The 25,481-nt window shown below is 64.6% G+C and carries 19 protein-coding genes; 3 read left to right on the top strand and 16 right to left on the bottom strand.

All coding sequences use genetic code 11. The features are described 5' to 3' along the window. The 10 genes from tssH to A6F68_RS04320 all read right to left on the bottom strand — a co-directional run bounded on the left by tssH (nucleotide 1) and on the right by A6F68_RS04320 (nucleotide 11,369). Entirely contained in the window at nucleotides 1–2,667 is a 2,667-nt protein-coding gene (tssH, locus tag A6F68_RS04365; protein WP_067676789.1) for a type VI secretion system ATPase TssH, read from the bottom strand. Beyond that, nucleotides 2,664–3,695 carry a type VI secretion system baseplate subunit TssG gene (tssG, locus tag A6F68_RS04360; protein ID WP_067676787.1) on the bottom strand — a complete coding sequence of 344 codons (1,032 nt, stop codon included), beginning with the start codon at nucleotides 3,693–3,695 and terminating at the stop codon, nucleotides 2,664–2,666. The genes tssH and tssG overlap by 4 nt, the downstream gene beginning before the upstream one ends. Further along, complete coding sequence (gene tssF, locus A6F68_RS04355; RefSeq protein ID WP_067676785.1) at nucleotides 3,659–5,515, bottom strand: type VI secretion system baseplate subunit TssF; 1,857 nt, start codon at nucleotides 5,513–5,515, stop codon at nucleotides 3,659–3,661. The genes tssG and tssF overlap by 37 nt, the downstream gene beginning before the upstream one ends. Beyond that, nucleotides 5,515–6,045, bottom strand: coding sequence for a type VI secretion system baseplate subunit TssE (tssE, locus tag A6F68_RS04350; protein WP_067676783.1), 531 nt, complete (start codon nucleotides 6,043–6,045; stop codon nucleotides 5,515–5,517). Before tssE ends, tssF begins: the two co-directional genes overlap by 1 nt. A 2-nt stretch (nucleotides 6,046–6,047) precedes the next feature. Continuing rightward, nucleotides 6,048–6,839 (bottom strand): type VI secretion system accessory protein TagJ, encoded by a 792-nt coding sequence (locus A6F68_RS04345; RefSeq protein WP_067676781.1) that lies wholly within the window; start codon nucleotides 6,837–6,839, stop codon nucleotides 6,048–6,050. A gap of 28 nt (nucleotides 6,840–6,867) precedes the next feature. After that, nucleotides 6,868–7,350: an Hcp family type VI secretion system effector gene (locus tag A6F68_RS04340; RefSeq protein WP_084001643.1), complete on the bottom strand. Its 483-nt coding sequence runs from the start codon at nucleotides 7,348–7,350 to the stop codon at nucleotides 6,868–6,870. Between the two features lie 47 nt (nucleotides 7,351–7,397). Further along, on the bottom strand, nucleotides 7,398–8,888 hold the full coding sequence (gene tssC, locus A6F68_RS04335; protein ID WP_067676775.1) for a type VI secretion system contractile sheath large subunit: 1,491 nt from the start codon (nucleotides 8,886–8,888) through the stop codon (nucleotides 7,398–7,400). A gap of 55 nt (nucleotides 8,889–8,943) precedes the next feature. Further along, a complete protein-coding gene (tssB, locus tag A6F68_RS04330) occupies nucleotides 8,944–9,480 on the bottom strand; it encodes a type VI secretion system contractile sheath small subunit (protein ID WP_067676773.1) in 537 nt (178 codons plus the stop codon). Nucleotides 9,481–9,554: 74 nt separating this feature from the next. Continuing rightward, nucleotides 9,555–10,589 carry a type VI secretion system protein TssA gene (locus A6F68_RS04325; RefSeq protein WP_067676770.1) on the bottom strand — a complete coding sequence of 345 codons (1,035 nt, stop codon included), beginning with the start codon at nucleotides 10,587–10,589 and terminating at the stop codon, nucleotides 9,555–9,557. A 24-nt stretch (nucleotides 10,590–10,613) separates the two neighbouring features. Next, nucleotides 10,614–11,369, bottom strand: a complete 756-nt coding sequence (locus A6F68_RS04320) for an OmpA family protein (RefSeq protein WP_084001641.1) — start codon at nucleotides 11,367–11,369, stop codon at nucleotides 10,614–10,616. 227 nt (nucleotides 11,370–11,596) lie between these two features. Here A6F68_RS04320 and A6F68_RS04315 point away from each other — a divergent pair, with 227 nt between their 5' ends. The 3 genes from A6F68_RS04315 to tagH are packed head-to-tail and all read left to right on the top strand — an operon-like array spanning nucleotide 11,597 to nucleotide 15,811. Further along, complete coding sequence (locus tag A6F68_RS04315) at nucleotides 11,597–13,585, top strand: type VI secretion system Vgr family protein (RefSeq protein ID WP_198152674.1); 1,989 nt, start codon at nucleotides 11,597–11,599, stop codon at nucleotides 13,583–13,585. Nucleotides 13,586–13,619: 34 nt separating this feature from the next. After that, nucleotides 13,620–14,195, top strand: coding sequence for a DUF6931 family protein (locus A6F68_RS04310; protein WP_067676764.1), 576 nt, complete (start codon nucleotides 13,620–13,622; stop codon nucleotides 14,193–14,195). After that, the gene (gene tagH, locus A6F68_RS04305) at nucleotides 14,192–15,811 is read left to right on the top strand and encodes a type VI secretion system-associated FHA domain protein TagH (RefSeq protein ID WP_067676761.1); all 1,620 of its coding nucleotides are present in this window, start codon (nucleotides 14,192–14,194) and stop codon (nucleotides 15,809–15,811) included. Before A6F68_RS04310 ends, tagH begins: the two co-directional genes overlap by 4 nt. Before the next feature lie 3 nt (nucleotides 15,812–15,814). Here the strand turns inward: tagH and A6F68_RS04300 are convergent, their stop codons facing one another. The 6 genes from A6F68_RS04300 to tssK are packed head-to-tail and all read right to left on the bottom strand — an operon-like array spanning nucleotide 15,815 to nucleotide 25,430. After that, the gene (locus A6F68_RS04300) at nucleotides 15,815–17,941 is read right to left on the bottom strand and encodes a serine/threonine-protein kinase (protein WP_157096649.1); all 2,127 of its coding nucleotides are present in this window, start codon (nucleotides 17,939–17,941) and stop codon (nucleotides 15,815–15,817) included. After that, nucleotides 17,938–18,666 (bottom strand): PP2C family protein-serine/threonine phosphatase, encoded by a 729-nt coding sequence (locus A6F68_RS04295; RefSeq protein ID WP_067676757.1) that lies wholly within the window; start codon nucleotides 18,664–18,666, stop codon nucleotides 17,938–17,940. The genes A6F68_RS04300 and A6F68_RS04295 overlap by 4 nt, the downstream gene beginning before the upstream one ends. Further along, nucleotides 18,663–19,169, bottom strand: coding sequence for a type VI secretion system-associated protein TagF (gene tagF / locus A6F68_RS04290; protein ID WP_067676755.1), 507 nt, complete (start codon nucleotides 19,167–19,169; stop codon nucleotides 18,663–18,665). The genes A6F68_RS04295 and tagF overlap by 4 nt, the downstream gene beginning before the upstream one ends. Beyond that, complete coding sequence (gene tssM, locus A6F68_RS04285; RefSeq protein ID WP_067676753.1) at nucleotides 19,151–22,639, bottom strand: type VI secretion system membrane subunit TssM; 3,489 nt, start codon at nucleotides 22,637–22,639, stop codon at nucleotides 19,151–19,153. The genes tagF and tssM overlap by 19 nt, the downstream gene beginning before the upstream one ends. Nucleotides 22,640–22,650: 11 nt before the next feature. Continuing rightward, nucleotides 22,651–24,090 carry a type IVB secretion system protein IcmH/DotU gene (gene icmH, locus A6F68_RS04280; RefSeq protein ID WP_067676751.1) on the bottom strand — a complete coding sequence of 480 codons (1,440 nt, stop codon included), beginning with the start codon at nucleotides 24,088–24,090 and terminating at the stop codon, nucleotides 22,651–22,653. Continuing rightward, the gene (tssK, locus tag A6F68_RS04275) at nucleotides 24,087–25,430 is read right to left on the bottom strand and encodes a type VI secretion system baseplate subunit TssK (protein ID WP_067676749.1); all 1,344 of its coding nucleotides are present in this window, start codon (nucleotides 25,428–25,430) and stop codon (nucleotides 24,087–24,089) included. Before tssK ends, icmH begins: the two co-directional genes overlap by 4 nt. Nucleotides 25,431–25,481 lie beyond the last annotated feature (51 nt).

The following is a 25,481-nucleotide window of genomic DNA, read 5'->3' as shown; positions in this document are numbered from 1 at the left end:
TCATTCTCCCGAGAACGAATACTCGAATTTGCCGTCTCCGGCCTTCACCTCGATGCTTTGCACCTCGGCGCCGTCCATCTGCTTTTCGAGCAGCTGGACCGACATTTCGGGCAACATCGTGTTCGTCAGGATGTTGTCGATCATGCGACCTCCTGAATCGGCGTCGGTGCAGCGCGCGACGATGAAGTCGACCACGTCGTCACCGTAGTTGAACGCGATCTTGTGGTTGCCTTCGATCCGCTTCTTGATGCGATCGAGCTGGATGCGAATGATGCCCTTGAGCATGTCGGGCGACAGCGGCCAGTAGGCGAGTTGCACCGTCCGGCCGATCAGCGCCGGCGGGAACACCTTTAGCAGTTCCGGCCGCAGCGCCGCAGCCGCCGCTTCGGGTTCGGGCTTCAACTCCTCGTCGGAGGCCATGTCCATGATCAGGTCGGTACCGACGTTGCTGGTGAGCAGGATGATCGTGTTCTTGAAGTCGATGTAGCGGCCTTCGGCGTCGTTCATGAAACCCTTGTCGAAGACCTGGAAGAACATCTCGTGGACGTCGGGGTGCGCTTTTTCGACCTCGTCGAGCAGGACGACCGAATAGGGCCGCCGTCGCACCGCCTCGGTCAGCACACCCCCCTGCCCGTAACCGACATAACCGGCCGGGGCGCCCTTGAGCGTGGAGACCGTGTGCGCCTCCTGGAACTCGCTCATGTTGATGACGATCATCGATTCCTCGCCGGCAAACAACAGCTCCGAGAGCGCGACCGCGGTCTCGGTCTTGCCGACGCCCGAGGGGCCGCAGAGCATGAACACGCCGACCGGCTTGTTCGGGTTGTCGAGCTTGGCGCGGCTCGTCTGGATGCGCTTGGCGATGGCGTCCATCGCGTGGTCCTGCCCGACAACGCGCTTCTTCAGGCGTTCGGCAAGGTCGAGGGTCGAGCGTATCTCGTCCTTGACCATGCGGCCCACCGGGATGCCGGTCCAGTCGGCGACCACAGCCGAAACGGCATCGGCGTCGACAACGCCGAAGACCATCGGATCGTCGCCCTGCGCTGCGTGCATCGCGTCGAGTGCAGCGCGGAGGTCGCTCATCAATGCCTCCTCGCTGTCTCCAGCACCGCCCTCCGCGGAGCGCGCCTCGGTCAGCGCGCGGCGCGCCGCGACCACTTTCTCGAGCGCGGCCTTCTCCCCGTCCCACTTGGCTTCCGCCTCGGCGAGCGCCGCCTTCGCGTCGTCGATCTCGTGAACGATCTTCGCATGCCGGTCGTCGGAGCGGTACTGACCGCCGACCTCGCGCTCGACCACCTCGCGCTCCACCTCGAGCAATTCGAGCTTGCGCTTGCGATCCTCGACCCGTGCCGGGGTGGCATGCTGCGACACCGCGACCCGCGCCGCGGCGGTATCCAGCAGGCTCACGGCCTTGTCGGGAAGCTGGCGCGCCGGAACGTAGCGCTGCGAAAGCGTGACCGCGGCGTCGACCGCCTCGTCGAGCACGACGATATCGTGGTGGGCCTCCATCATCGGCGCGACCGACCGGATCATCTGGATCGCCTTGTCGCGATCGGGCTCGCCGATATCGACCGTCTGGAAGCGGCGTGTCAGCGCCGGGTCCTTTTCGAAGTACTGGCGGTACTCGGCGTACGTGGTTGCACCAATTGTGCGCAGGTTTCCGCGGGCGAGCGCGGGCTTGAGCAGGTTGGCGGCGTCGCCGGTCCCGGCCTGGCCACCCGCGCCGACAAGGGTGTGGACCTCGTCGATGAACAGGATGATCGGAGTGGCCGATCCTTCGACCTCGTCGATCACCGAGCGCAGCCGCTTCTCGAACTCGCCTTTCACGCTAGCACCGGCCTGCATCATGCCGATGTCGAGCGAGCGCAGCGTCACGCCCTGCAGGGCTGGTGGCACGTCGCCTTCGGCAAGCCGCTTGGCAAACCCTTCGACCACCGCGGTCTTGCCGACGCCCGCTTCGCCGACAAGGATCGGGTTGTTCTGGCGCCGGCGGAGTAGGATGTCGACGATCTGGCGGATTTCCGCGTCGCGGCCGATGATCGTCTCGATCTTGCCGTCGCGCGCCTGCTGGGTGAGGTCGGTCGAGAACTTGGCGAGCGCGCTGCCCTCGCCCATCCCGCCCGCGCCCGGCGCCCCCGTATCGCCCTCGCCGCCACCGGAAGGTCCTGCCACCCCGGCAGTCTGCGTCTGCTCGGTCGAGGACGCGGTGAGTCCCTCGAAGTCGCTGGCAAGGCGATTCGCGTCGATCTTGCGGAATTCGATGCTGATCGCGTTGAGGGCGTTGCTGAGCGTGGGCGTCTTCAGCATGCCGTAGAGCAGGTGTCCCGTGCGCACCTTGGCCGCACCCCATTGCAGCGAGGCGTAGAGCCAACCCTTCTCGATCGCCTCCTCGATCTGCGGCGAGAAGTCCGAAATGGCGCTTGCTCCGCGCGGCAACTGATCGAGTGCAGCGACGACATCGCGCGCTAGCTGCGCGTCGTCGATCTTGAAGGCCGTGCGGATCGCAGCAAGGTCGTTTTGCGAATCCTGCAGCAGGATGTGCAGCCAGTGGACCAGCTCGACATAGGGATTGCCGCGCATCTTGCAGAACCCGGTCGCGGTCTCGATCGCCTTGAGCGCAGTCGGATTGAGGCGCCCGAACAGTGCTGAACGGCTGATCTCTGTCATTGCATACCCTTCCTGGAATTGAGCCTTGTCGCGGAGCGGCGAAGATGGACGTCGCGCCGCATGTGATCGCTGTCGGGGCTGCCCACCCACGATGACCAGCCGAGCCGATGCTCGCCGTCGAGCCGGACGGGCGCGACGCGGCCCTGTGCAAGGCACAGCGTCATCGTCCATTCGAGATGCGACGGAGTGAAAGCGTCGAGCGCTTCGGCAGCGACCGGGAACAGGTCTCCCGCCGGCTGCATCCGGCGGAACTGGTGAATATCGTTTGCGGTGATGCGGGCTTCGAAGCAATCCGATGCCTGCAGCACCTTCTTGCCGAGAATGGCATCACCGAGACGATGGTGCTTCACGCCGAGGCGGGTACGGTCGTCGGGCTCGATGTCGCGCCAGCGCGGTTGGAATTCGCGCACTTCGGTTTTCATGCCGAGCAGATGGGTCATCCCGCCCTCGATCGCTCCTGCGCTACGGCGCGACGCGAAAATGGCGGCGTAATGCAGCCGCGCCTTGGCCGGGAATGCCGAATCCTCGTCAGCGCCCTCATGTGCACCGGTCAGCCGACCGACGTAGTTGGCGAAGTGGTCGACGTCGGGACGATCAGCCTCGACCGCAGGCTGCGAGACGGCCCAGGCACGGTAGAACAGGTGCAGGAAGCGCTCGGTCAGCATGTTGAGGAAGTCGCCGAACGGCTGCGTCTTGCCGTTCTTGCGCTCCAGCATGGCGTATTCGGTGAGATGAAGCGGCAGCGGCGACATCGGTCCGGTCAGGCCGAGCCAGAACCCTTCTGCCGTACCCTTGCCCGCTTCAATCTCGATCGCCTCGAGCGTGGGTGCCGGATACCGCACATGGGGAATCTGCTTGAGCCCGATCACGTCCTGCGAAGGTAGGCGGCTCGCGCCGACCGGCGGCTTGTCGGGCGCCCTGGCTGCCGCGCCACGGACTAGCGCGAACAGACTGAACCTGCGCGGCGCCTCTGCGGCCCGGCGCAGGAACGTCAGATAGCCTGACGTCTGCCGATCCGGGGCATCCATGCCGCGATTTCTCCCTGAAGCTTGGTACGGAAGTGCGCTTCCGTGAACGAGTTGACGATCGCGAATTCGCTGAGGAACCGTTCGAGGACCGCGGTGAACAAGTAAATTCGCGCCTGGTCGAACGAGCTGTCGTCCAGCTCGATCTGGATCTTGAGGCCCCGCGCCATGGCCATCCGTCCCAGCCCGGGTACCCGCCGCGTAATTGGCGTGCTTTTGGCGGTCAGGATGCCATCGATCTGCGAGCGCATCACGGGATCCTCGGGACGACCGTACAGCGCCAGATGGTTGCGCAGCAGCTCCGCGTCGCCCCCTTCTTCGGGCAGCAGCGCAGCGTAGTTCGGCGTGATGTGTCCGATGATCCGCCAAGCGGCGTCGCCGATGCCCATCGGCGGCAGCGGCCGTGTCGGCGAACGCACGACCTTGATCGTGCGGGCGGGAATGCCGGATGCGCTCAGATGGTTTTCGCTGGCGAACTCGAGCAGTTCGGGCAGCTCGCGGTTAGTGACGAGGGCGCGCACCGAGAGATCGTGTATCGAATCCAGCCGCTCGGGATCGCCCGGGCTGGTGATGCTGACGTAAGTCTCGGTGCCCGTGTAATCCTCGCGCCGCCGCAGCCTCCGTTCGCGCCGGGAGAGACGCCGCATGCGCACGGTCGTGGTGTAGAACAGCGCGGAGCGGTAGTCGTAGAGCAGCGAGCCGAAGGCGAACAGCGGGGCCACCACTCGCGGATCGCGGTTGTCGCGATCGAACGCCTTCATCTCGAGGATGCGGAAGACCTCGAAATCGAGCGGCCCATCGCGATCGGCGACGACCTTGAACTCGTGCTCGGACTGGTCGAACGGAACCCGGTTCAGCTGCTTTTCGAACAGGTTGATCGCAGGGGTGGCGAAAAGCTTGAAATTGCGCTCGCTGACCGACTGGACCAGTGAATCTGCCGACCGGGAAAAGAGGATCGTGACCTCGATGGCCTTGTTCGACATCGCGAAAGCCTTGCGAAGATTGCGCAGCCGCACGAACCGGAAGCGTTCCGGGCATGCGAAGTATTCGCTGAGGATGCGATACGCGCCCAGGGTACGGCCGTCGTTGGGAAGGAGGGCTTCTTCCTCGTCGAACCCGTGTTGCGCCGGGGTGTCCAGAAGGACGAACCGTTCGTCCTGGCTGTCGAGCGGACGCGCGACGACTGCCACCGATTCCCCGATCAGCTGTCTATACAGTTCGTTGGGCACCGCCTCGCTGCCATCGAGGTAGATGTCGAGATGGTCGGCCTCAACCGTGGTCAGGTCGATGCCCGGCGATGGCTCGATGCGAATGGTGAGCGCAGCCTGCGCCCTTACCCCTGCCCGGGCTGCATGCGCGGCCGCGGCCGCACGGCTGCCGATGTATTCGGCCGCGGCAATCTGGAGCGGCCAGATGGTCACCTCATGCCCCGTTTCGAACGTTACCGGGGTTCGGGTCGATCCCGGAGGTTCGGCGGTCAGCCGGGTCCGCCGGGGAACGACGTGCCCCTTCGCAAGGCCCGGATCGCCTTGCGCCGGTTCGAACGCGGCAATGCAGATCGACGGGGTGGGTGCGAGATAATGCGGCTGGACGGCCTGCAGCAGGTGCTGGGTGAATTCCGGGAACTGGTCATTGATCTTCAGGTGGACGCGGCTGGACAGGAACGCGACGCCTTCCAGCAGCCGCTCCACGTAAGGATCGGGTTCGGAACTGTTGAGACCAAGCCGCCGGGCCGCAGTCTCGTGGCTTTCGGCGAAGACCTTGGACTGCGCGTGAAGGTATTCGAGTTCGGCCTCGTAGAAATCGAGCAGCCTGGGGTCCATTACTCGTTGACCTCCACCGTCGCTGTCTCGACGTCGATATCGGTTCGGAAGCGGACCGGGAGCGACTTGGGACCGCCCATGACCTCGGCCTCGATGAAAAAGCTCACCTTGCCCGGCAGGTCCGCGTTGCGGACCGGCTCCACCCGCAGCGTGCGCGGGTTGAGCCGAGGTTCGAAACGCAGGATCGCCGCGCGAATTTCGCGCGCCTGCTCGCGATCGTTACGATCACCCGAAGAGCGACCGGCGAAGTCGCGGACGCCGAAATTGAGAACCGACTTTTGCACCCAAGGATGCTTCGAAAGATCCTGTGCCGATTCCAGCGACAGGGTATTGAGAAGCCACGCCAGATCCCTGCGCACCGTCGCGCGCAATGCAGCCTCGGTGAACCGCTCGACGTTGGCAGGGGCGAAATTGCGGAATTCATCGCGCGAAACCGAGGGAGATTCATCGTTCGCTCCAATTCCCGCCAGGTCGTTCCCGCTGACGAGCTTGTCGAACAGTGTCGGGGTGAGGCGGACCTTGACCGCCACGATCAACCCTCTGCGAAGTCGATGCGGCGCACACTGAGCAGCGGGCGCTCCGAGCCGTCGGACAGGACGAGGAGCCGCTGGCCGAGACCCGCCTCACCGCCGTTCTCTTCCACCCAGTGGGTTGCCTGCCCCAGTATGATCGCTGCGTCTTCCGATGCCTCCGAGCCGGGGTAGCGGACAGGAATGAAGCCGGCGACCTTGATCCCCTGCTTCAGCGCAAACTCTGCCGGGATCCACACCGTATCGCGCAGGTCGTGCGGCGCGTGGATCGTGAGTGCTTCGAGAGCGGCGAACGGCATCAGGCCGTACCTGCCCGCGATGATTGCCTCGATAGTGGGTCCGAATCGGGGATCGGCGTCGGCAATCCACTCGAATTCGGTGCCGTCGTCGAGGGTACCGGAACTTGTGGGCGCCTGGTCGAACGCCGCTGCAAGCGCCTCGTCGGCTCCCGGGTTACCTGATTGACGGAGGCGAATGCCCTCAGCGAGTGCCGCGCCCCATTCGACTGGGGACAGCATAGAGACGGGCTCGCGCCCCGCCATCACCTCGGCGCGGCGCGCTTCGGCGTCGATGCACTGCGAATAGGCGACCGCCAGCATCTTGGCAGAGGGATCGAGCTTGCCGAGCGTGTCCGCCTGGCTTTTCGCTCGATCCCATTCTCCCGTCAAAGCGCACAGCTGGAACAGGAACATGCGCACCCGTGGATCGCCCGGATTGGCCCTGACCTCTTCGATCAGTGCACTCCGGGCGCCACGGATGTCGCCACCCGCAAGCAGTTCATCGACATTCGACACGCCGTTCCCCCGCCGTAGCGGGCCGGGATCAGCCGGCCTTGTTCAGAAGGACGTCGAAGAAACCTTCGACTTTGCCCGTAGAGGTGCCCTTCTCGTCGCGCTGATCGTAGACCTGGCGAATCTTGGCGTAGGTGAGGCTGCCGCTTTCGTCGGCATCGTGCGCGGCCGAGAAGTTGTAGTTGTTCACCACGACGTTATCGAGTTCGTAGACAAGGAAATCGATCTTCTTGTCATCGCCGACGTTGGTCTGGAACGAGATCTTGGCCTTGGGAATGACCTTGCCCGAGGCGCACGCCTTGAACAGCGCGACCGAGGTCTTGTCGGCTTCCTTCGTGAAGGCGATGTCGGCCATCATGGCCTGGCCCTTGGAAACGGTCTTCGACGAGTTGTTGTATGCCGAAGAATTGTGCGCCGAAAAGCTGCACGAGTTGAGCTTGATCTCGTTCTTGTGCTTCTCGTCGGTCGATTCACCCTCGATGCCGTCGAGCTTCATGAAAACTGAAACAGCCATATCTGGTCTCCGTTAGCTGGTTTGGACAGTTCTACGGCCGTGCAGGTTTAGTCCTGCTTCGGCAGTCGCGACACCATGCTGACGCTTACATCCATTCCCTCCAGCTGGTGGTGGGGAACGAACAGGAAGCGGCTTCTATAATACCCCGGATTCTCTGGGTCCGGCTCGACTTTCACGTCGGCGCGCTTGAGCGGCAAGCGGGCCTTCGTTTCTTCGGATGCGGATTCCGGATCCGCAGTGACGTACTGGTGCACCCAGTCGCTCAGCTCGGCTTCGAGCTGGGGACCTTCGCGGGTCCCGCCGACCCAGTCACGCACCATACACTTGAGATAGTGCGCAAAGCGGCAGCTGGCGAAGATATACGGCAGTCGCGCCGCCAGCCGTGCGTTGGCGGTGGCGTCGGCATTGTCGTACTTGGCGGGCTTGTGGACGGTCTGCGCGCCAATGAAGGTCGCATCGGTCGTGTTCTTGCGGTGGATGAGCGGCATCAGGCCGAGTTCCGACAGCTCGGCCTCGCGCCGATCGGAGATCGCCACTTCGGTCGGGCACTTCTGGTCGACGCCGCCGTCGTCGGTCGGGAACGTCGACAGCGGGAGGTCCTTGACCGTTCCGCCACTCTCGACACCGCGGATGCGGGTACACCAGCCGTACTCGCGGAATGCGGCATTGATCCGAATGCCCATCGCGTAGGCCGAGTTGATCCACAGGTGATTGTCGTGGTCGCCGTCGGTCTTCTCGGTGAACTCGAACTCTTCGATCGGATTGTCACGCGCATCGTAAGTCTGGCGACCAAGGATCCGCGGCATGGTAAGCGCAAGGTACTTGCTGTCGTCCGACGCACGGAAAGAATTCCACGCTGCGTGCTCTGTGGTCGAGAACCGGTTCGCGAGATCGCGCGGGTCGGAAATCTCGGTCCAGTTGTCCATGTTGAGCAGGTTGGAGCTCGCTGCGGAAATCATCGGCGCATGCGAAGCGGCGCCGATACGCGCCAGCCCCTTCATGATCGCAAGATCGGCCGACGAATGATCGAACTGAAGATCGACGATGAACGCGCCGTAAGGCTCCCCGCCGAGCTGGCCGAATTCGCTCTCGTAGATCTTCTTGAACAGCGGGCTCTGGTCCCAAGCAGCACCGCGGTACTGCTTGAAAACCTGCGACAACTCGCCGCGACTGATGTTCATCACGCGGATCTTGAGATCCTGCCCCGTTTCGCTGCCGGTGACGAGGTAATCGAGGCCTCGCCAGGCCGATTCGAGCTCCTGGAACTCCTCGTGGTGGAGGATCGCGTTGACCTGCTGCGAAAGCTTTCGATCGATTTCAGAGACCATCGCGTCGATCGTCGAGAAAACGTCGTCGCCCATCCGCGCTGCGTCGCCCAGCGCTTGCTGGGCAAGCGTGGCGATCGCGGCCTGGATCTTGGTCGCGCCCTCTTCGTTCTTGGGCTTGAAATCGCGCTGGATGAGCTCGGCGAAGTCATCGATCGCGATCGATTCCTGTGCCGCTGCGCCGGCTGTCTGAAGCGGATCGGTAGCCATCATTTCCTCCGTGGATCACCGCGCGGGAGCGGTGGTCAGTATCCTAATCGTGCCGCGATCACTCCGCGGCGGCATCGCCTTCCGTCGCGCCCGTATCTGCACCGGACTCGCTCTTGGCCGCGCTGAGCGCCTTCATCAGGTCCGGGTCCTTGAGGACCTTGTCGAGCAGTTCGGTCGCGTTCTGCTTGCCGTCCATGAGGACCAGCAGGTCGTTCAACTGCTCGCGCGCCTCGAGCAGCTTGGCAAGCGCTGGAACAGCCTTGGCAACCTTGCCCGGATCGAAATCTTCCATCTTCTTGAACGTCAGGTCGACCGCGATCTTGCCTTCACCTTCGATCTCATTGTCGACATAGAACGCCGCACGCGGGGCGATCGCCGCCATGCGCTTGTCGAAGTTGTCGACATCGAATTCCAGAAAATCGCGGTCCTTGAGGTCCTTCTTGGCGACCTCGCTCTTACCCGACAGGTCGCTCATCACGCCCATGACGAATGGCAGCTCGACCGACTTGCGCGCACCGTAGGTCTCGACATCGTAGGAGATGTGCACGCGCGGGGCGCGATTGCGGCTGATGAACTTCTGACCGGAATCCGACACTTCACTTCCCCCAACCTAGGAGCGCGCGTTGCGCCCACCATGCGAGCCTTGCGGGCCCGCAACCTCGATTCACTTCATTCCACGTTACGACGTTCAAGCAAAACGTTTTTCGCGTCATCCACGCTGTTCGGGACGATATCTTCCAGGATCGCCATGAAATCCATCTTCACCCAGCCGCGCAGGCGTGCCGCGGCGACCTTGACCGGGTGGCCGGGCTCGGCGCGGGCGTAATACTGCTCGATCTCGGTCAGTGCGCGAAGCACATCGTCGCGTGAGCGGACCTTTCCGCTGAGACCGGGCCCCGCTGCGGATTCGTCGGCGGCCTCGTCCGACCCGTCTTCTGCCGGTTCGCCCCCGCCTTCACCCGCCGAATCGGCCTGGGAAAGACCGGCGAGCGAGAGGAAGGCATCGCGCACCACCTCGATCGTATCGCGCGTGGTGCTGAAATCGGGCGCGCCGCCGCCTTCGGCGTGCTCCTTCATCGAACGATCGATCCGCGCGACGGCATCGAGCATCGAGGCAAACTGGTCCGCAAGGGCACCCTTGCGTTCGTCATCCCATGAATCGAGCACGCGCTTGACGTTCGCGAAATGGTCCGACGAACCGCCGTTTTCGGCAGCATCGGTGAGTTGTTCGGCAGTCAGCGCCATCCTGCCATCGCGAATCACCGCCATGCCAAGGAGCGGAATGCCGAACGCACCGCGCTGCGCCAGGTTCTCGAATATGCCGGCACGACCGGGATAACCCATGACCCCGTCGATCGGAGGGTTGACTGCCTCCCAGTACGATTCGAGCAGTCCGGCAGAGAACATCAGGCCGCGCTCGACGGTCTCCAGATCGCCGATGACGAGTCCGCAGCGCGCGTAGGATACCGCCAGGAACAAGTCCTTGGTCTGGTCCGACAGCGCCTCGATTTCATCGCGCAGCTCTTCCCAGTCGACAGCCGGCGGCGGCGGCACGCCTTCCTCCGGCTCGATTACCTTCGCATCGAGCGGAAAGTTGACATCGAAGGCCGTGCGCAGCCGATCGAACTCGGCACTCTCGTCCATGTCCGGCCCGGTCGGAGCATCGCCCGCGACCGGTGCCAGCAATTCTTCAAGCGTCTTCACTGCGCCCCCCGGCGATCGAGACCGCTACTTGATCTCCACCGCCTCGACGCGCCGGTTGATCGGATTGGCCTTGTCCAGACCATCGACAGGCTGATCGCTGCCATATCCGGCAACTTCGATCCGGTTGCCTTCGACGCCCTGAGCAAGCAAGGCAGCACGGACCGCGGCAGCCCGATCTTCCGAAAGCTTGCGATTGAACGCTGCATCGCCCGACGCATCGGTGTGACCCTCGATCCGGTAGCGGGTGTTGATTCCGGAAGCCGAAATCTTGGCCAGCGCCTTCGCGAAGCTCGCGACTTCCACCGCCGACTCCTTGGTCAGCTTGGCCGAGTTCAGGCCGAAGGTGATGAAGAGCGGAGCGCGGCGGGCCAGCGATTCGGGCACGTCCGCGGCCGCGCCGCTGACGGCTCGGCCAGACACAGGGGCCGCAGCGACCACGCGACGGGCGGTGTTGCGCTTGGCGGTCCGGACGACTTCGGCCTTCGCGGGCGAAGCGGACGCCGCCTTTGCCGCAGAGCGCGGAGCGGGCGCGGCGCTCGGCGCGCTCGTCTTGCCCTTGCTGGCGGCGCGCAGAGCGCCGATCGACAGGAGCGCGCGCGTTTCGACATCCTCGATGCCCTGCTTCTCGCGATCGGCTTCTTCCTGCGCGAGATCACCGCACAGGCCAGCCAGCTGGCATGCCAGATCGGCTGCGCGCGCATCTTCGGCATCGACCGACTGCGCATATGCGGCCATCGGCGTAGCGACTGCAATGGGAAGAACTAGGAACCAGGCTTTCATCTTACCCTCCAAGGCAGGGCACGCGCAAAATGACGGCCAACCCGTCTTGCTGCCCCAGTCGCGACCTGATTGTTGGGAGACCAATTCCCTCTTATTGGCCTTGCAGTAACATTTTGTTTATCAGATGACAAGCAGGCCCCTTGGCAGGTGTGTCAAATCGGGCAAGGTTGCCGACAACGAAAAGAGTGGCTGGATCGTCGGGGCGCGAACGACGGGAGCTGATGACGATGAGCGACAATTTTCGCGAGACCAGACTCGCAATCGATCTTGGCGGCGAACAGGTCGAGTTCGTTTCGCTGACTGCGCACGAATCGCTTTCCGAACCGTTCCAGATCGAACTGCAGATCACCGCCCCTCTCGGCGAGCTGGACCTTGCGCCGCACATCGGCGAGCCGGTCGGGGTCACAGTGTTCGAGGATGAAGAAGAAGTCCGCTACTTCAACGGCATCCTGGTTGAGGCCGTTTACCTGCGCGAGACGTCCGACGGGTTCTACTACAACCTGTCGCTTCGCTCGTTCATGCACTTCATGGACAGCCGCAAGGGCTTTGCGATCTTCCAAGAGAAGACCGCGATCGACATCCTCAAGGATGTCTTCGCCGCCGCCGGAATCAGCGACTACGATCTGCGCATCTCGGAATCCTACGAGCCGTTCGAATATTGCGTGCAGTACGGCGAGAGCGACTTCAATTTCATCTCGCGAATTATGGAGCAGGAAGGGCTCTATTATTTCTTCGAGCACACCGAGGACAAGCACACGCTGGTCATCTGCGACAAGGCCAGCAACCACCGCGAAACGAAGGTCGGCGGGCTCGCCTTCAATCCGACCGCCGAAGCCAGTCAATCCTACCGCGTGTCCGGGGCCTGGGGCGAAAAGCATTATCTCAAGAGCTGGACGGAGCGGGTTTCGAGCAGTGCGCACGACCGCGTGACGCTGCGCGATTTCGACTTCAAGAAACCGACCAAGCCGGTGGAGGGCGAAGCCACCGGCGAAAAGGAACACCCCAAGGACGAGATCGAGCTCTACGATTACCCCGGACCGTTCATCGAGCCAGGCAGGGGTAGCCGCCTGAGCAAGGCGCGGCTCGACCAGTTGCGGGCGCAGCGTCGATCATATTCGACCGAGGCGACTGCCAAAGGGCTGACGGTGGGCACGACCTTCAAGCTGTCGAACCACCCGAACGACCGCTTCAATGCCGAATACATGATCGTCTCGACCCTGCACCAGCTGCAGTCGCAGAGCTATCGGTCCGGGACAGGTCAGCGCGACGAGGATCAGGTCCACCTCGTCGCCATCCCTGCCAGCACCCAATTCCGTGCGCCGCTCAAGACGCCGAAACCGCGTGTCGTTGGGCTCGAATCGGCCATCGTCACTGGACCAAGCGGCGAGACGATCTTCACCGACGAATTCGGCCGCGTAAAGGTTCGCTTCCACTGGGATCGCACCGGCACCCCCGACGAGAAGTCGACCTGCTGGATTCGCGTATCGCAAACGGGCGGGCTGGGTAACGTCATCCTCCCGCGAGTCGGACACGAGGTCCTGGTCGACTTCCTTCATGGCGACCCCGACCGCCCCGTGGTGACAGGGCGCGTCTTCAACAAGGAACACATGCCGGTCTACCCGCTGCCGGCGAACAAGACGATCGCGCTCTGGCGCACGCTGACTTACGGCAAGCAGGACTCCTATCCCGAAACCGAGAAGCTCGACACCGGCGAACCCAAGGCCAACGAGCTGCGCTTCGAGGACAAGGGCGGCAAGGAAGAGGTGTTCCTGCACGCCGAGCGGGACATGAACGTCCGGGTCAGGTTCGACACTTCGAAGCACGTCGGGCACGACGAACAACTCAAGGTAGGCCGCAACCGCGAGCGATACGTCAAGAAGGACGAGAAGGTCACGATCGATGGGAACAGGACCTATGTCCTGAAACTCAACGAGAAGAACACCATCACCCAGGGCAACCGCACGACCGAGATCAAGCAGGGCAACGACGAACTGACGATCAAGCAGGGCAACCTCACCATCAAGACGAGCCTCGGCAAAGTCCTGATCGAGGCGATGCAATCGATCGAGCTCAAGGTCGGCGGCACCTCGCTCAAGCTCACGCCGGCCAATGCGACGCTCACCTCGCCGATGATCAAGGTCGACGGCAAGGCGATGACCGAGGTCAAGGCGGGGGGAATCCTCACCGAGCAAGCTGCGCTCATCAAGATCAATTGACGCCGGGGTTGCCCGCGGTGCAGGCAGGGACGCAATGAGCGACTGGACGATCGTGCTTTGGAACGACGCGAGGCAGGTGGCCGAGGAGGCTGGCCTGCACCCCGCTTCGTGGCCTGCCCCCGGCGTGGCGCCTCAGGCCTTCTTCGAGAGCCTGCGGAGCGAAGGCCGCGCAGACCTCGCGGCACTCGTGATGGCCTCGTTCCTGCCTCGGCACGAGGCGATCGCCTGGGTCGCAGCTGCCCTGCCCAACCCGTCGGAGGATAATCCCGACTTCCGCACGCGCCGGCTGATACTCGATGCTGCGCGCCGATGGGTGGACGAGCCGGACGACATCAACCGCCGCGCCGTTTACGCGCTCGCCGAGACCGCCAATCCGGAATGGCCCGAAACCCTTCTTGGCCTCGCCGTCTTTTTTTCGGGAGGCTCGATCGCACCCGATGATCTGGAAGCCGTCACCGCCAATCCGGCCGTTGCGGCTCATCTTGCTGCCGCAGCCCTCCAGTCTGCCGCGGTGGAACGTTTGCCAGCCGATGAAGGGGTTCTCGCGAGGGCACTCGACCTCGGCAACCAGGTTGCGATCAAGGGACGCGAGGCGCTTACCCGCACATGACGCTGACCCTGACGATTACCAATAGGGACCGACTCGAGAACGGTTCGCCGCGCGAACTCGTGCTGCACCAGCGCGGCGCGATCATCGGCCGCGCCCAAACCTGCGAATGGCCGCTCCCGGACGACGCGAGGGTTCTCTCGAGCCGTCACTGCGAAATCCAGTTTCGGGATGGCAGCTATATGCTGATCGACGTCAGCACGAACGGCACATTCCTGGGCAATGAGCCCGACCGTATGAGCGGACCGCACAAGATCCGTCATGGCGAACGGTTTCGGTTAGGGCCTTTCGAGGTCGAGGCCCGCCTGAGCGGTGAAGCGCGCGCGCAATTCGATGCCGAGAACGCTGCAAGCGCGCAGGCTGCGAACGGTCCGGCATGGAGCGACTGGGACGACTTTCCGGGTGGGTCCCAGCCCCCTGCCGCCGCCGCACACGATCCCTTCGCCCCCTCGGCCGCCGCAAGCTGGGACATGCCCGGAGCGCTACGGGAAGACGTATCGGCCTGGGCCGACCGTGCCGGTGGCGGCGCCGGGGGCCCCTCTGCCGACCAGATTTTCAATTCGCTGACGGACAATCACAAGGTCGACTGGACCAGCGCGGCTTGGGACGTCGCGCCGGGCTTCGATCCCTTTGCGGTGCCGGGCGATTCCGCTTCGGCAGCTATGCCGTCCACGAGCGATCCCTTCACTGCCGCGGGAGCAGCGCCAGCTCCGACAGGCAATCCGTTTGGCGCACCGAGCGCACCGGCTCCCGACCCATTCGGCGGCCCGATCAATCCGCGCGAGCAGGCGCCCGCGGAGCGCGACCCGTTCGCTCCGCTACCATCCGCACTGCCGGCGTCACCGGCCCCCTCCCCGGCTCCGCCGCCGATGCCAACCCCTGCTCCGGCGCCCAGTCTCGCGACGCGCGCACTCGCGCAGCCACTGCCATCCGCCGCCAACGAAGCATGGCCCGCACAGGCCGGCGCCGCAGCGCCGCCCGCACCGCCATCCGTCGCCCATCCAGGCGCGGCGCCGCCTCAGCAGCCGGCCCATGCGCTACCCGAAGCTGCCTATCGCGAACTGATCGCCGCGCTCGGCATTTCATCGACCAGCCTGACCGAAAGCCCCGAGGTCGCGGCGGCTCGCGCGGGCCGGATGCTCCGGCGCCTGCTCGCCGGATTGATGATCCTGCTGGAGGCACGCGCACGCGCCAAGGACGAGATGGGCGCGAGCGCAACGCAGCTTCGCTTCGAAGGCAACAATCCGCTCAAGTTCGCGCGCAACGTGGAACAGGCCCTTCAGATGATGATGAACCCCGCGATGCAGGGTTACATGGAGGCCGACAGCGCGATCGAAGATTCCTATCGCGACCTCCAGGCTCACCAGATTGCGACCTTGCGGGCCATGCAGGGGGCGCTTCGCGCGACACTACAACGGTTCTCGCCGACCGCGATCAAGGCGCGCGCGGGCGAAGCAGGAGTTCTTGAGAAGATTGTACCGGGTCAGCGCGAAGCCGCACTGTGGCGCGCTTATGAGAAGCAGTTCAGCGGCGTAGCCGAGGGTTCGGCCGAAGCGTTTCTCGACATATTCTCCAAGGAATTTCGCCAGGCTTACGAAGACGCCGCGCGCGGGAATTGAACGTCAGCCCGGGGTCTCGTCGGTTACCGAAAACCAGAATATGTCGGTGCGCCACCCCCTGGTGCGCGCTTCCGAACGAAACCGATCGGGCCACGAAGAATCGATAGGGGTCGCCTCGTCGAGGTTGGGATTGCCGAAAAGAGCCGGCGGGAACGGGCCCTGGCCCACGATTACCGCGATACCATAACTTTCCCTCGTGGGCCCGTCGAACTCGGCGGGAAACGGCATTTCGAATCCGTCAGCAGTCGCAGTGCCCGCAAGCAGCCCGACGATTTCCTCTCCCTCCGACCTGCTGGCAAACAGCGGCGAAATCTTGCCGTTCATGATCTGGAGGAGGACGACCTCTTCGCCCGCGCGTAGGCCGTTCACCCGGATGAGCGGCTTGGCGTACATGCCCGGCCCGAGACTGCCGCCGCTGGTGAGCGGGATGGCCTGTTGCTCGGCCTCGTAGCTCCGTTGCGGCGAAGAAACGAGATCCTCCGGCGCTCGGAATTCCCGAAAGGCATCAATCGCACCGCAAAGCGCAGGTTCGAAACCGATCGCATCGGCCATGTCGAGCGATACGTTGCCCGCGCCCTTGCCGGCGAGCCCGTCAAGTATCGTCGATTGCGCAGCAGCCGGATTGCCCGCCCCGCCAACGAAGCGGGCCGTGGTGGAATCGGCCCCGTCGAAAGTAAGCCAGGAGCACGGCGGAGACTGCGCGAGCGAGGCGGCCAGTACTGCGAAAGCCTGCGAACCTGGCTCGAGCGAGCCGGAAGAGGCTCCATCGTCTTGCCCGGATTGATCAGCGCGACGCAGGGGTTCGTCTTCTTCACTGGAGGTGGCCAGGACTATCCCGACGACCCCCAGCAGCAATACGAGAGCACCGATCGCCCCGATCGCGGCCCACTTCCCACCCGGCAATCTCGAGAGCGGGCTCAATCGCGCGGCATTCTGCTTTTCGGGAATGGCGGTCGGTCGCTGCGTGCGGGGGCGATCTTCGATCGGGAGGAAGCCGGTGCCTTCGCGACCCTCCGCTTCGTGAAGCAGGGCGATGAAATCGCTCATCGTCTGGGGCCGCAAGGCGGGGTCAGGTTGCAACGCCCGCTCGAAGGCCTGGCGATAGCGCGCCGGAATGGCCGAGAGATCGGGCACCGACATGCGCTTGCGCACCGCATCGGCGATCGATCCGCCCATATCGGTGTGCCGCCCGCTGGCGACTGCAAGAAGCGTGAGGGCGAGACTGTAGAGATCGGTCCACGGCCCGATGTTCCGGCCGTACTCGCCCAATTGCTCAGGGGCGACGTACTTGAGCTTACCGGCGAACCCGTCTCCGACGATCGTCTTGGTCTGCTCGCGCGCATCCCGCGCAATGCCGAAATCGATGATCTTCGGCTGTTCGGGGTCACCATCAACAAGCAGGATGTTGTCGGGCGCGATGTCGCGGTGAATTGCGCCCAGCCAGTGCGCGGCGCCGAGACCGCGGGCAAGCCGCCGGGTCAGCGCGCCGAACTGGTCGTCGGTCAGGCGGAGCTGGCCGAGACGCTCCTCGAGGCTAGGTCCGTCGACGTACTCGGTTACGATGAAGGGCCGGCCGTACGCATCTCGCGCTGCAAGCCGGTACGGCACGATGGCTTCGTGATGAAGGCGGGTCAGCGTCGCCGCCTCCTTCGCAAACATCGCCATGACGAGTTCGTCGGAGGCCAGGTTTGAAAGGATGACCTTGATCGCCACCCGTTCTCCCGCCGAGTGGATGTTTACGCCTTCATAGACTTCGCCCATTCCCCCGCGGGCGATGAAGCGCGTGATCCGGTAAATCCCGCTCAGGACATCGCCGACCGCGATCTGCCCGGCAGGTGCCGAAGGCATCGCGGGCTGGGGCGGCGGGGTTATCGGCGCAAACGGATCGGGCGATTGCGCAGGCGGTACCGGCGGAAACCCGCCTCCAGCCGGCGCAGGCGGACCTTCGCTGACGCTCCCTGGGAACGGTGGGACGGGGTTGGCCGGAGCGGAGTAAGGGGCCTGCTCGGGAGGAGGCGCGGACGGGCCCGCGCCATCCCGCGGCAGCCCGAACGGATCGCTCCCGCCCTCGTTACCGGGTGGTGGCTGGAAAACGGTGCGGTCGTCATCCTTCTTGTCGTCGTCGCTCATGCGAGGTCCCGAGCCTCGACGACGATCGCCGTCACGTTGTCCGGCGCGCCGTTGGCGTGCGCCGCCTTGATCAGCATGCCCACCGCGTATTCAGGAGCGCCCTCGGCAACGAGCTCTCGGATCACGTCCTCGGGAACCGGACCGGAAAGCCCGTCGCTACAAAGCAGGAATCGGTCTCCGGGCTCGATCGTATCCTCCACGATGTCGACCTGCACGGTCTCTTGCACTCCCAGGGCCCGGGTCAGTACGTGCCCCATCGGATGGTCCTTGGCCTCGAATGAAGACAGGATACCCTGATCCACCAGATCCTGCACGTGCGTATGGTCGGTACTCAACTGGAACAAGCCCCCCCGCCGCAAGATGTAGGCGCGGCTGTCACCCACCCACACGACTGCAAAGCGATGACCACGGACGAGCAAGGCAACGGCGGTCGTGCCCATTTGCGAGACATTCGTTTCTTCCCGCATCCGGACGAGCCGGTCGTTTACCTCGTGCATCCGAAGGGCGGCGGCGCGAATGGCCTCCTCGAAGTCGTCGGGGAGGCGAAGCGCCCTGAATCCCTGCACCGCGGTCTGCGAAGCGAGCGCCCCGTTCTCGTGACCGCCCATTCCGTCGGCCACGAGGAAGAAGCACTGCTCGTCGTCGACGTGCACCGAATCTTCATTCCGCTCGCGTTTCAGACCGGGGTCGCTGAGGCCGGCGGAGACAAGTCGATAGTCGGTCATGCGAGCAGGGCTCCAACCGTTACCTCGGCGCTTCCATCCAATGGATACGGCATGGCCGGCTGCAACTCGTCGGGGACGAACCAGCCAGAGGGGTCTTGTGAAACGGTGTCGTCGCCCAAGCCGCAAAGAGCCGTCAAAAGGCGGTCGCCGTCCCATCCCTCCGCAATTGCTTCGACGATCGTATCGTAAAGCTGCTGGAGCGGGACGTTCGCACCGACTGCCGCGAGCAAGGGAAACAGGCGCCCGACCCGGTCCGAGCTCGGGATCGCGATCGCCGCAAGCCGCTCTCCTCCGAACAGCCAGGGCTGTGCTTCGCGGTAGCGTGCGTCGAAATCGTCTGCCCACTCCGCCCTGGCGCGCCCCATCCACGCAGCCAGCCACCGATCGATCGCCTTCTCCTGACCCGCGGTCAGGCCGCGCCCCACGAAATCGCCGTGGCCGGGAAGCTTGCCGTAGAAGGCCGGCGGCTCGATCTCACCGACTCCTAGAGCGTCTGCGGGCATTTCATCGACCAAAGGCCACCGCCGCTGAACGGGTTCTGCGAGGGAGGGAAGGAAATGCGGAAGACCGCCTTCGCCGCGCCCGGATTGAACGTCGCTTCGATCTGCCCCTCTCCCTTGTTGCGCTTGTCGGCACGGTCGAGCACCCGAAAGAGCGACCACGGCCCTTCCTTGCTATGGCGCCAGATCACTTCCTCGCCGTTTCCCTCAGCGGCGCTGTAAATCTTCATCTCCGAAGATCGCACAAGTCCGCCACCGAGCTGCCAGGCAATCTGCTTCGGCTCGTCGTCGTTTGCACCGAAACGCAAGGTCACGCCGCCGGTGGATAGTTCCACCCGGCTCACCTTGCTGCCGATGGACACGAGTTCGAATTCGAGCGGCAGCCCCTCGGAAAATGCTTCCTGCAGCACGGCGGCCTTCTGGAAGTTCGCCGGCGATACCGGACTGAAACCGCTGGCAATCGGGTCGTCGTCGCGCCAGCGCCAGTATTCGTCTCCGCGGTCAAGATACTGCCCGAGGCGCTGATTCACGAACGTCATCAACATCCCGCCCGGCCCCAGAGTTTCGCGGACTTGCGCCAGGCCGGCATCCTCCAGCGAAGCGTTGTCGAACGGATACTTGCCGTCGATCGCCTGCTGGCAAGCGGGCAGGACCGTGTCCTGCCAGGCCACCGCGGTTTCGCCCTGCAAAGCGCCGACCTGCGCGGCGCTTCCGCCCTTTGCAACGTCCTGCGCGAAGGACTGGACCATGTCGGGAACCTGCAGCGCGCTCTGCTGAAGGGGTGCCATGGCCTGAGCAAGTGCTGCGCCGCTGTCGCCCCCGGCTCCGGCACTTTGCGCAACGAGCACCTGCTTGAACGATTCGCGCACCTGGTCGATGAACTGGTCGATCGGCCCCGCAGCCTTGCCGTCACCCACCCAAGCGTTGAGGTCGGCAAAGTGCGCGGCGATCTGGGCGTCGGCCGAGGCACCGCCGCCTCCCGCGCCGGATGCCCCGGCGATCTGTCCGGCAGTCCGGATGTAGCGGTTCTGCTCGAGCCGCTGACGGGCGAGTTGCCCGGCCTTGCCCGATGCCCCTCCCCCGAAAGTCGTATTCGCACGGACCGCACTGAGCACCGTCTTGAGCGGAGAGGGCGTCTTGGCAAATGCGCTGTAGGCCTGCTGGTCGGAAAAGAAGTTGGCCGGCTTCAGCGAAGCGACGACCCGCTCCCACTGGGCGATGTAATCGGCTGCGTAGGCCGCCGAGACGCCAGACTTGAGGCCGCTCATCTCCTGACGGAGACTGTCCTTGGCGGCATCCTCGCCGAGCACCCAGAGCTCGCCCTTGAGGTCGCGCTCGACGGTCGCGAGGCGCATCGCATAGCTCTTGGTGAAACCCGCCTTGGTGAAGAAATACGGTACCGACTGGTTCATCACCACGTCGGGGTTGGCGAAGGCGCGGGCATCCGCTTCGCGGAGAACGGCGCTCATCTGCCAGTCGCCCGCGGGGTTCGCGGCCTTCTGCAGCATGATCGCATAAGCGCGCTGGGCCAGGCTCATCTGACCGATGCTCGCGCGGGCCGCGGAGACGAGGTTCGCGTCGAGCGGCGCACGGCGGCCCGGCCATGCCGCCGAGATGTTCTCGTCCTCGGTGAGCGCCTTGAGATGAAGGGCCAGGTCCTTGCGGATCGGAGCCAGTTCACCCCCTGCAAACTGTTCGTTGGCCCAGTCGCGCTGGACGTAATTGCGCACAATCTTGCCGTCGATTCGTCCTTGCGGAGCGGCTCCGCCCAGCATGAGATAGACCTTCAGCGGCTCGTAGAGCGCGACCGGATCGGCCATGCGCGATTGCATCTGCTGCTCCAGCCGGAGCACGATCCGGGGAAGCAGGATCCGCCTCAGCGCAATGCGGTAGGCTTCCTCGTTCTGGCGGCTCAGGCCGGACTGGAAAAGTCCGAACCGGCGTGTGAGCGATGGTCCGCCCGCCAGGCCCGCCGCATAGCCTTCCGGCAAATTGCGCAACTGGTTGAGCAGGGGGACCAGTTGATCGAGGGGAATGTCGCTTTCGGACACCCGCACGAGGTCGACCTGCGTGGCGTCCATTTCCTCGGCCACTTCGCGCGCAGCAACGTTCGTTTCGGCCTGGAAACCGCGATTGGAAATGAAGCTCACGACCCAGGCCAGCAGAAGCAGCGTCGCCACGCCCGCGATCCCGGCGAGCGCCATGGTCATCTGCGACTTGCGCTTGCGCACTGCGGCCGCGTCCGCGACCGGCAGCCCTGCCTCGGCAAAGGCGACGTCCTGCAGCAGCCGGTTGAGGAAGAACGCGCGGCCCTCCTGCGAGTTCGCAGGGCCTGCCTGTCCACCGAACGACTGCGAGACGCCCTCGAGAATGCGGTCGATCGCGCCGCCGTCCTGCATGCCCGACGTGAGATAGAACCCGCGCAGGCGGCCGCTCGGCCGATCCTCGTTGAGGAAAGCGCCTTCGATGAAGCGGTGCAAGGGAGCGCGAACCGCATGAAGCTGGCTCGGGAAGCCGAGGATCAACCCGCGGCGGCGGATGTCCTGTTCTTCATGCAGACGCTTGGGATGGCGCGACTGGACGTCGTTGACCATGTGGTCGAACGCGCTGGTCACATCGGTCGAGGACAGTCGCTCGGCCTTCCAGTCGAACGTGTGGCCGAAGACCGCGCGGCGCCCGTCGACGTCGAGATCTCCGAAATAATCGGTGAAACCGGCGAGAAGATCGGACTTGGTGAGGACCAGGTAGACCGGCAGTTCGGTCTGCAGTTCCTGGCGAATTTCATGAAGGCGGTGGCGCACGATCGCGGCGTGGCGATCGATTGCGCGGACATCGCCCTTTTGCAGCTCGTCGATCGGCATCGCGACAAAGACGCCATTGATGGGCTCGAACGGCCGGTGCCGGCGGAGCAGGCGGAGCAGGCTGGTCCAGCCGCTGCGGTCGACTTCGCTGTCGCTGTCCTGCGTGGTGTAGCGGCCGGCGGTGTCGACCAGCACGGCCTCGTCGGCAAACAGGAAGTCGAGGTTGCGCGTGCCGCCGCTGCCGCCCAGCGTCTGATCGGAGAACGGGAAGCGCAGTCCCGAATTGATGAGCGCGGTCGTCTTGCCCGCGCCCGGCGGTCCGATGATCACGTACCAGGGGCGGGAATAGAGGTAATTGCGCTTCTTGCCGCTGGCGCTGCGCAGCTTTTCGATCGCCTCGCGCATGCGGCTCTCGACGGCTCCGGCCTCTTCGCCCGCGCGATCGCCGCCCGCGAGCTCCGCGGCGAGCGCGGCCTCGGCACGCTTTGCCTTGCGGCGGCGGAGGTAGAAAATCAGCGCCCACAGGGCGATGAAAATCGTCACGATCGTCAGCCGCACCCACAGCGGCTTCAGCGCCGTGATGAAAAGCGGCAAGCCGACCGCGAAAAGCAAAATGAGCAGCACGGTCGTGCCGATTGAGATGGTCCACCAGCTCGTGAAGAACCGCTTCATCGTGCGCCCCCTCAGAGCCCGTGGTCGAGGACGACCTCGACCCGCCGATTGCGCGCCTTGCCCGCGGCGTTGTCATTCGATGCCAGCGGCACCGTATCGCCGAGACCGACCGCCTTGACCCGCGACTTGTCGCTGAGCTGGGTGCGGATGATGTCTGCGACGGTTCGCGCCCGCGCCTCGCTCAGGGCGATGTTGCTCGGATACTCGATCGTGGCGATGCGGTCGGAATCGGCGTGGCCTTCCACGGTGATCGTGCCCTTTTCGAGTTCGGTTGCCTTGCCGATGCGCTCGAAGATCGATTCGCGACCCGAAACGAGCTCGTTCGAGGCCGGCTCGAACAGCGTTCCGACGGTTGTGCGGACACGATTTCCTTCAACCTCGACCAGACCCTGCTGGATCTCGGGTGCCAGGAACTGGCGCAGCCGCGCCTCGGTATCGGAGGGCGGCGGGGTGAACGCGGCGGCCGAGCGGTTGAGCGCCAGCGGCTCGCCCGGGAAGAGGCCGGCTACCCGCTCCTCGACATCACTGCTGGTGGTGAAGAGGATGACGAAGAAGATCAGGTAGATCAGGAAGCAGATGCCCGCTGCGATGGCGCCGACGAGCGCGACCAGGCCCCAGAAGTTGCCTGGGTTGCGCGGCGCCACCTCGCCTTTCCAGTGATGCACGATCTCGTGCTGCGACATCGAGCGCAAGTGTTCGAGCGCGCCGACGAGGTTGGTCATCACTTCGCGTTTCTTGCTGAAGCCGTCGGGCATGGTGCGCGTGCGGCCCTCAAACCCGGCGGCAAGGCACGCGTGGAACAGCTCGATCAGGTCGCGGTTGCGCGCCGGATCGCGCAGCATTTCCTGCACGAATTCCCAGAACCGGTCGCCGCCGATATTCTCGCGGAAGAAGGTCACGACCATGTTCCGCTGCGCCCACTGCGCGCCCCCTCCGGCCATGCCGGGCAGGTTCTGCATGACGTCGTCGATCGTCGCGCAGACGGCGTATTTCGCGCGTTGCCGCACTCCTTCGGGATAGAGCGGCTCGATCGCGGCTTCGAATTTGCGGATCGCGTCGGTCGCCCGCGCGTGAAATTCCTGCATCGGCACCTGCCAGCGGCCCGACTGGATGGCTGCCGCCATCGCGAGGACCGGGGCGGCATGAGCCACCAGCGGGTTGCGATCGTCTCGCGCAGCGCGCGGCTGCGGAACGTCGTCGACGAACTGCGCGGGGCTAGTCATCCCCTGGGCAGTAGCGGGAGCCGGTTCGGGCCCGCCGAGCGGTGCGCCGAACGGGTCGCGGCCCGCAGACTGCGGAGGCGGCGCGCCGAGGAACGGATCGTTCGAGGGAGGCGGAGGAGCGCCCCATCCGCCGCCGCCCGGCGGAGGTGGCGGTGGTGGCGGCGGAGTCCCGCCCCCGCGAAGCGGCGAGGGCCGGAACACGGTCTTGTTGCGGTCGTCCGAGCTCATGACTTCTTCTGCTTCACCGCCCACAGCTCAAGCTTGAGCTGAGGCCACTCGTCGGCAACGAACAAACCCATCGCAGGCGCATTGTAGACCTGCGCCCAGTCTTCCGCCCCGCGATCGAGCTCGAAATAGACATAGCCCGGCAGGACGTGGAGCTGCGACGGCGGCGTCGTCACGTGGCGCAGCGGAATGCCCGCCTGCAGCGACGATCCGACGAGTTCGCGCATCTTGGTGTTCGGCCCGATCTTGCAGATCGCGGGGAAGCGACTGCGAATTTCCTCGAGCGACTTCGAAGGATCGGCGACCGCAAGGTAGATGTAGCTTTGCTTGAGCAAAGTGCGGTTCTTGATGACGTGAAGGTATTGTCCGGGCCCGCGCGCCTCGATGTCGAGCGGCTCGACCGAGCGATCGAATTCGCCCGACAGTAACGACTGGAGAAGGTCGATCACCGGGTCGAAACAGCCCTGCAGGTTCTCGTGGTCGTATGTCGGTAGCGGCGGTGGGCGGCGCTCCTTGCGTGTCAGCGTCGAGACTTCGCCCGCCATGGCGAGCAGCGTTTCGAACAGCCTTTCCGGGTGGATCGCTGGCATCGACTGGACGTGCCCGAGGACCGCGGTCCAGCGATTGAGCGACTGGAGCAGCAGGAACGCCTTGTAAGTGTCCTGGCCGCCCTCGGTCGTCTCCGCGGCGCGCAGCGCGAGTTCGGCGATCATCTGCTCGGCGCGTCCGATCAGGTCGTCCACCGCGCTCTTCAGCCGCACCGCGCGTATGTCGATCGTCGGCGGAATGAAGCCGGCATCGAAGACCAGCTTCTTGCCCGAAACTTCCCGCACCCGCGCCACGCCGACCAGCAGTCGTCCCTCGGTCTCGTCGGCGGTCATGCCGAGACGCAGGTTCGGAACGCCGAGCGCGATCTCTTCCGACGCGCGTTCCTCGGAGAAATTGTCGGTGACCTGCGCTTCGATCACCTTGAAGCGGGCGTCGAGCGAAGGCTGCTCGGCTTCATCGAATTCCATCGCACCCGACTGCCGCGGAGGCAGGGTCAGGTAGACGATCGCATCGCGAACCGACGAACCGATCGCCAGCGGCGGCGGCGGCGGCTGGTCGCCGGGGATCGAGAACGGCGTGCCGTCGGGCATGACACCCTTGGCGGTCCGCAGCGCGACCTGACCCAGCTCTGCAAGCGCCGAGTCGATCTCGATTTCCGAGAATCCCCACGAATACGGCAAGGCCCAGTCGTGGCGCGCCGAAACCAGCGCTTCGGCGTACCGGTCCTGCGCCTGAAAATGCTGCGGGCGCAAGAACATGCCCTCCCGCCAAGCAACACGATTTCGACCGGTCATGCCTTGTCGCCCCCTCGGCGGCCAATTAAGCATAGGCGCGTGCCAAGTAAA

It is taken from the genome of Tsuneonella dongtanensis (assembly GCF_001698205.1).
GTDB lineage: Bacteria > Pseudomonadota > Alphaproteobacteria > Sphingomonadales > Sphingomonadaceae > Tsuneonella > Tsuneonella dongtanensis.
The sequence above is the reverse complement of the archived record's forward strand: the minus strand, read 5'-3'. Positions and strand labels throughout refer to the sequence as shown.

What these genes read in the sequence shown, in the direction of transcription:
- tssH (WP_067676789.1), bottom strand. Translation starts at nt 2,667, where the DNA reads ATGACAGAGATCAGCCGTTCAGCACTGTTCGGGCGCCTCAATCCGACT.
- tssG (WP_067676787.1), bottom strand. Translation starts at nt 3,695, where the DNA reads ATGGATGCCCCGGATCGGCAGACGTCAGGCTATCTGACGTTCCTGCGC.
- tssF (WP_067676785.1), bottom strand. Translation starts at nt 5,515, where the DNA reads ATGGACCCCAGGCTGCTCGATTTCTACGAGGCCGAACTCGAATACCTT.
- A6F68_RS04340 (WP_084001643.1), bottom strand. Translation starts at nt 7,350, where the DNA reads ATGGCTGTTTCAGTTTTCATGAAGCTCGACGGCATCGAGGGTGAATCG.
- tssC (WP_067676775.1), bottom strand. Translation starts at nt 8,888, where the DNA reads ATGATGGCTACCGATCCGCTTCAGACAGCCGGCGCAGCGGCACAGGAA.
- A6F68_RS04320 (WP_084001641.1), bottom strand. Translation starts at nt 11,369, where the DNA reads ATGAAAGCCTGGTTCCTAGTTCTTCCCATTGCAGTCGCTACGCCGATG.
- A6F68_RS04315 (WP_198152674.1), top strand. Translation starts at nt 11,597, where the DNA reads ATGAGCGACAATTTTCGCGAGACCAGACTCGCAATCGATCTTGGCGGC.
- A6F68_RS04310 (WP_067676764.1), top strand. Translation starts at nt 13,620, where the DNA reads ATGAGCGACTGGACGATCGTGCTTTGGAACGACGCGAGGCAGGTGGCC.
- tagH (WP_067676761.1), top strand. Translation starts at nt 14,192, where the DNA reads ATGACGCTGACCCTGACGATTACCAATAGGGACCGACTCGAGAACGGT.
- A6F68_RS04300 (WP_157096649.1), bottom strand. Translation starts at nt 17,941, where the DNA reads ATGAGCGACGACGACAAGAAGGATGACGACCGCACCGTTTTCCAGCCA.
- A6F68_RS04295 (WP_067676757.1), bottom strand. Translation starts at nt 18,666, where the DNA reads ATGACCGACTATCGACTTGTCTCCGCCGGCCTCAGCGACCCCGGTCTG.
- tagF (WP_067676755.1), bottom strand. Translation starts at nt 19,169, where the DNA reads ATGCCCGCAGACGCTCTAGGAGTCGGTGAGATCGAGCCGCCGGCCTTC.
- tssM (WP_067676753.1), bottom strand. Translation starts at nt 22,639, where the DNA reads ATGAAGCGGTTCTTCACGAGCTGGTGGACCATCTCAATCGGCACGACC.
- icmH (WP_067676751.1), bottom strand. Translation starts at nt 24,090, where the DNA reads ATGAGCTCGGACGACCGCAACAAGACCGTGTTCCGGCCCTCGCCGCTT.
- tssK (WP_067676749.1), bottom strand. Translation starts at nt 25,430, where the DNA reads ATGACCGGTCGAAATCGTGTTGCTTGGCGGGAGGGCATGTTCTTGCGC.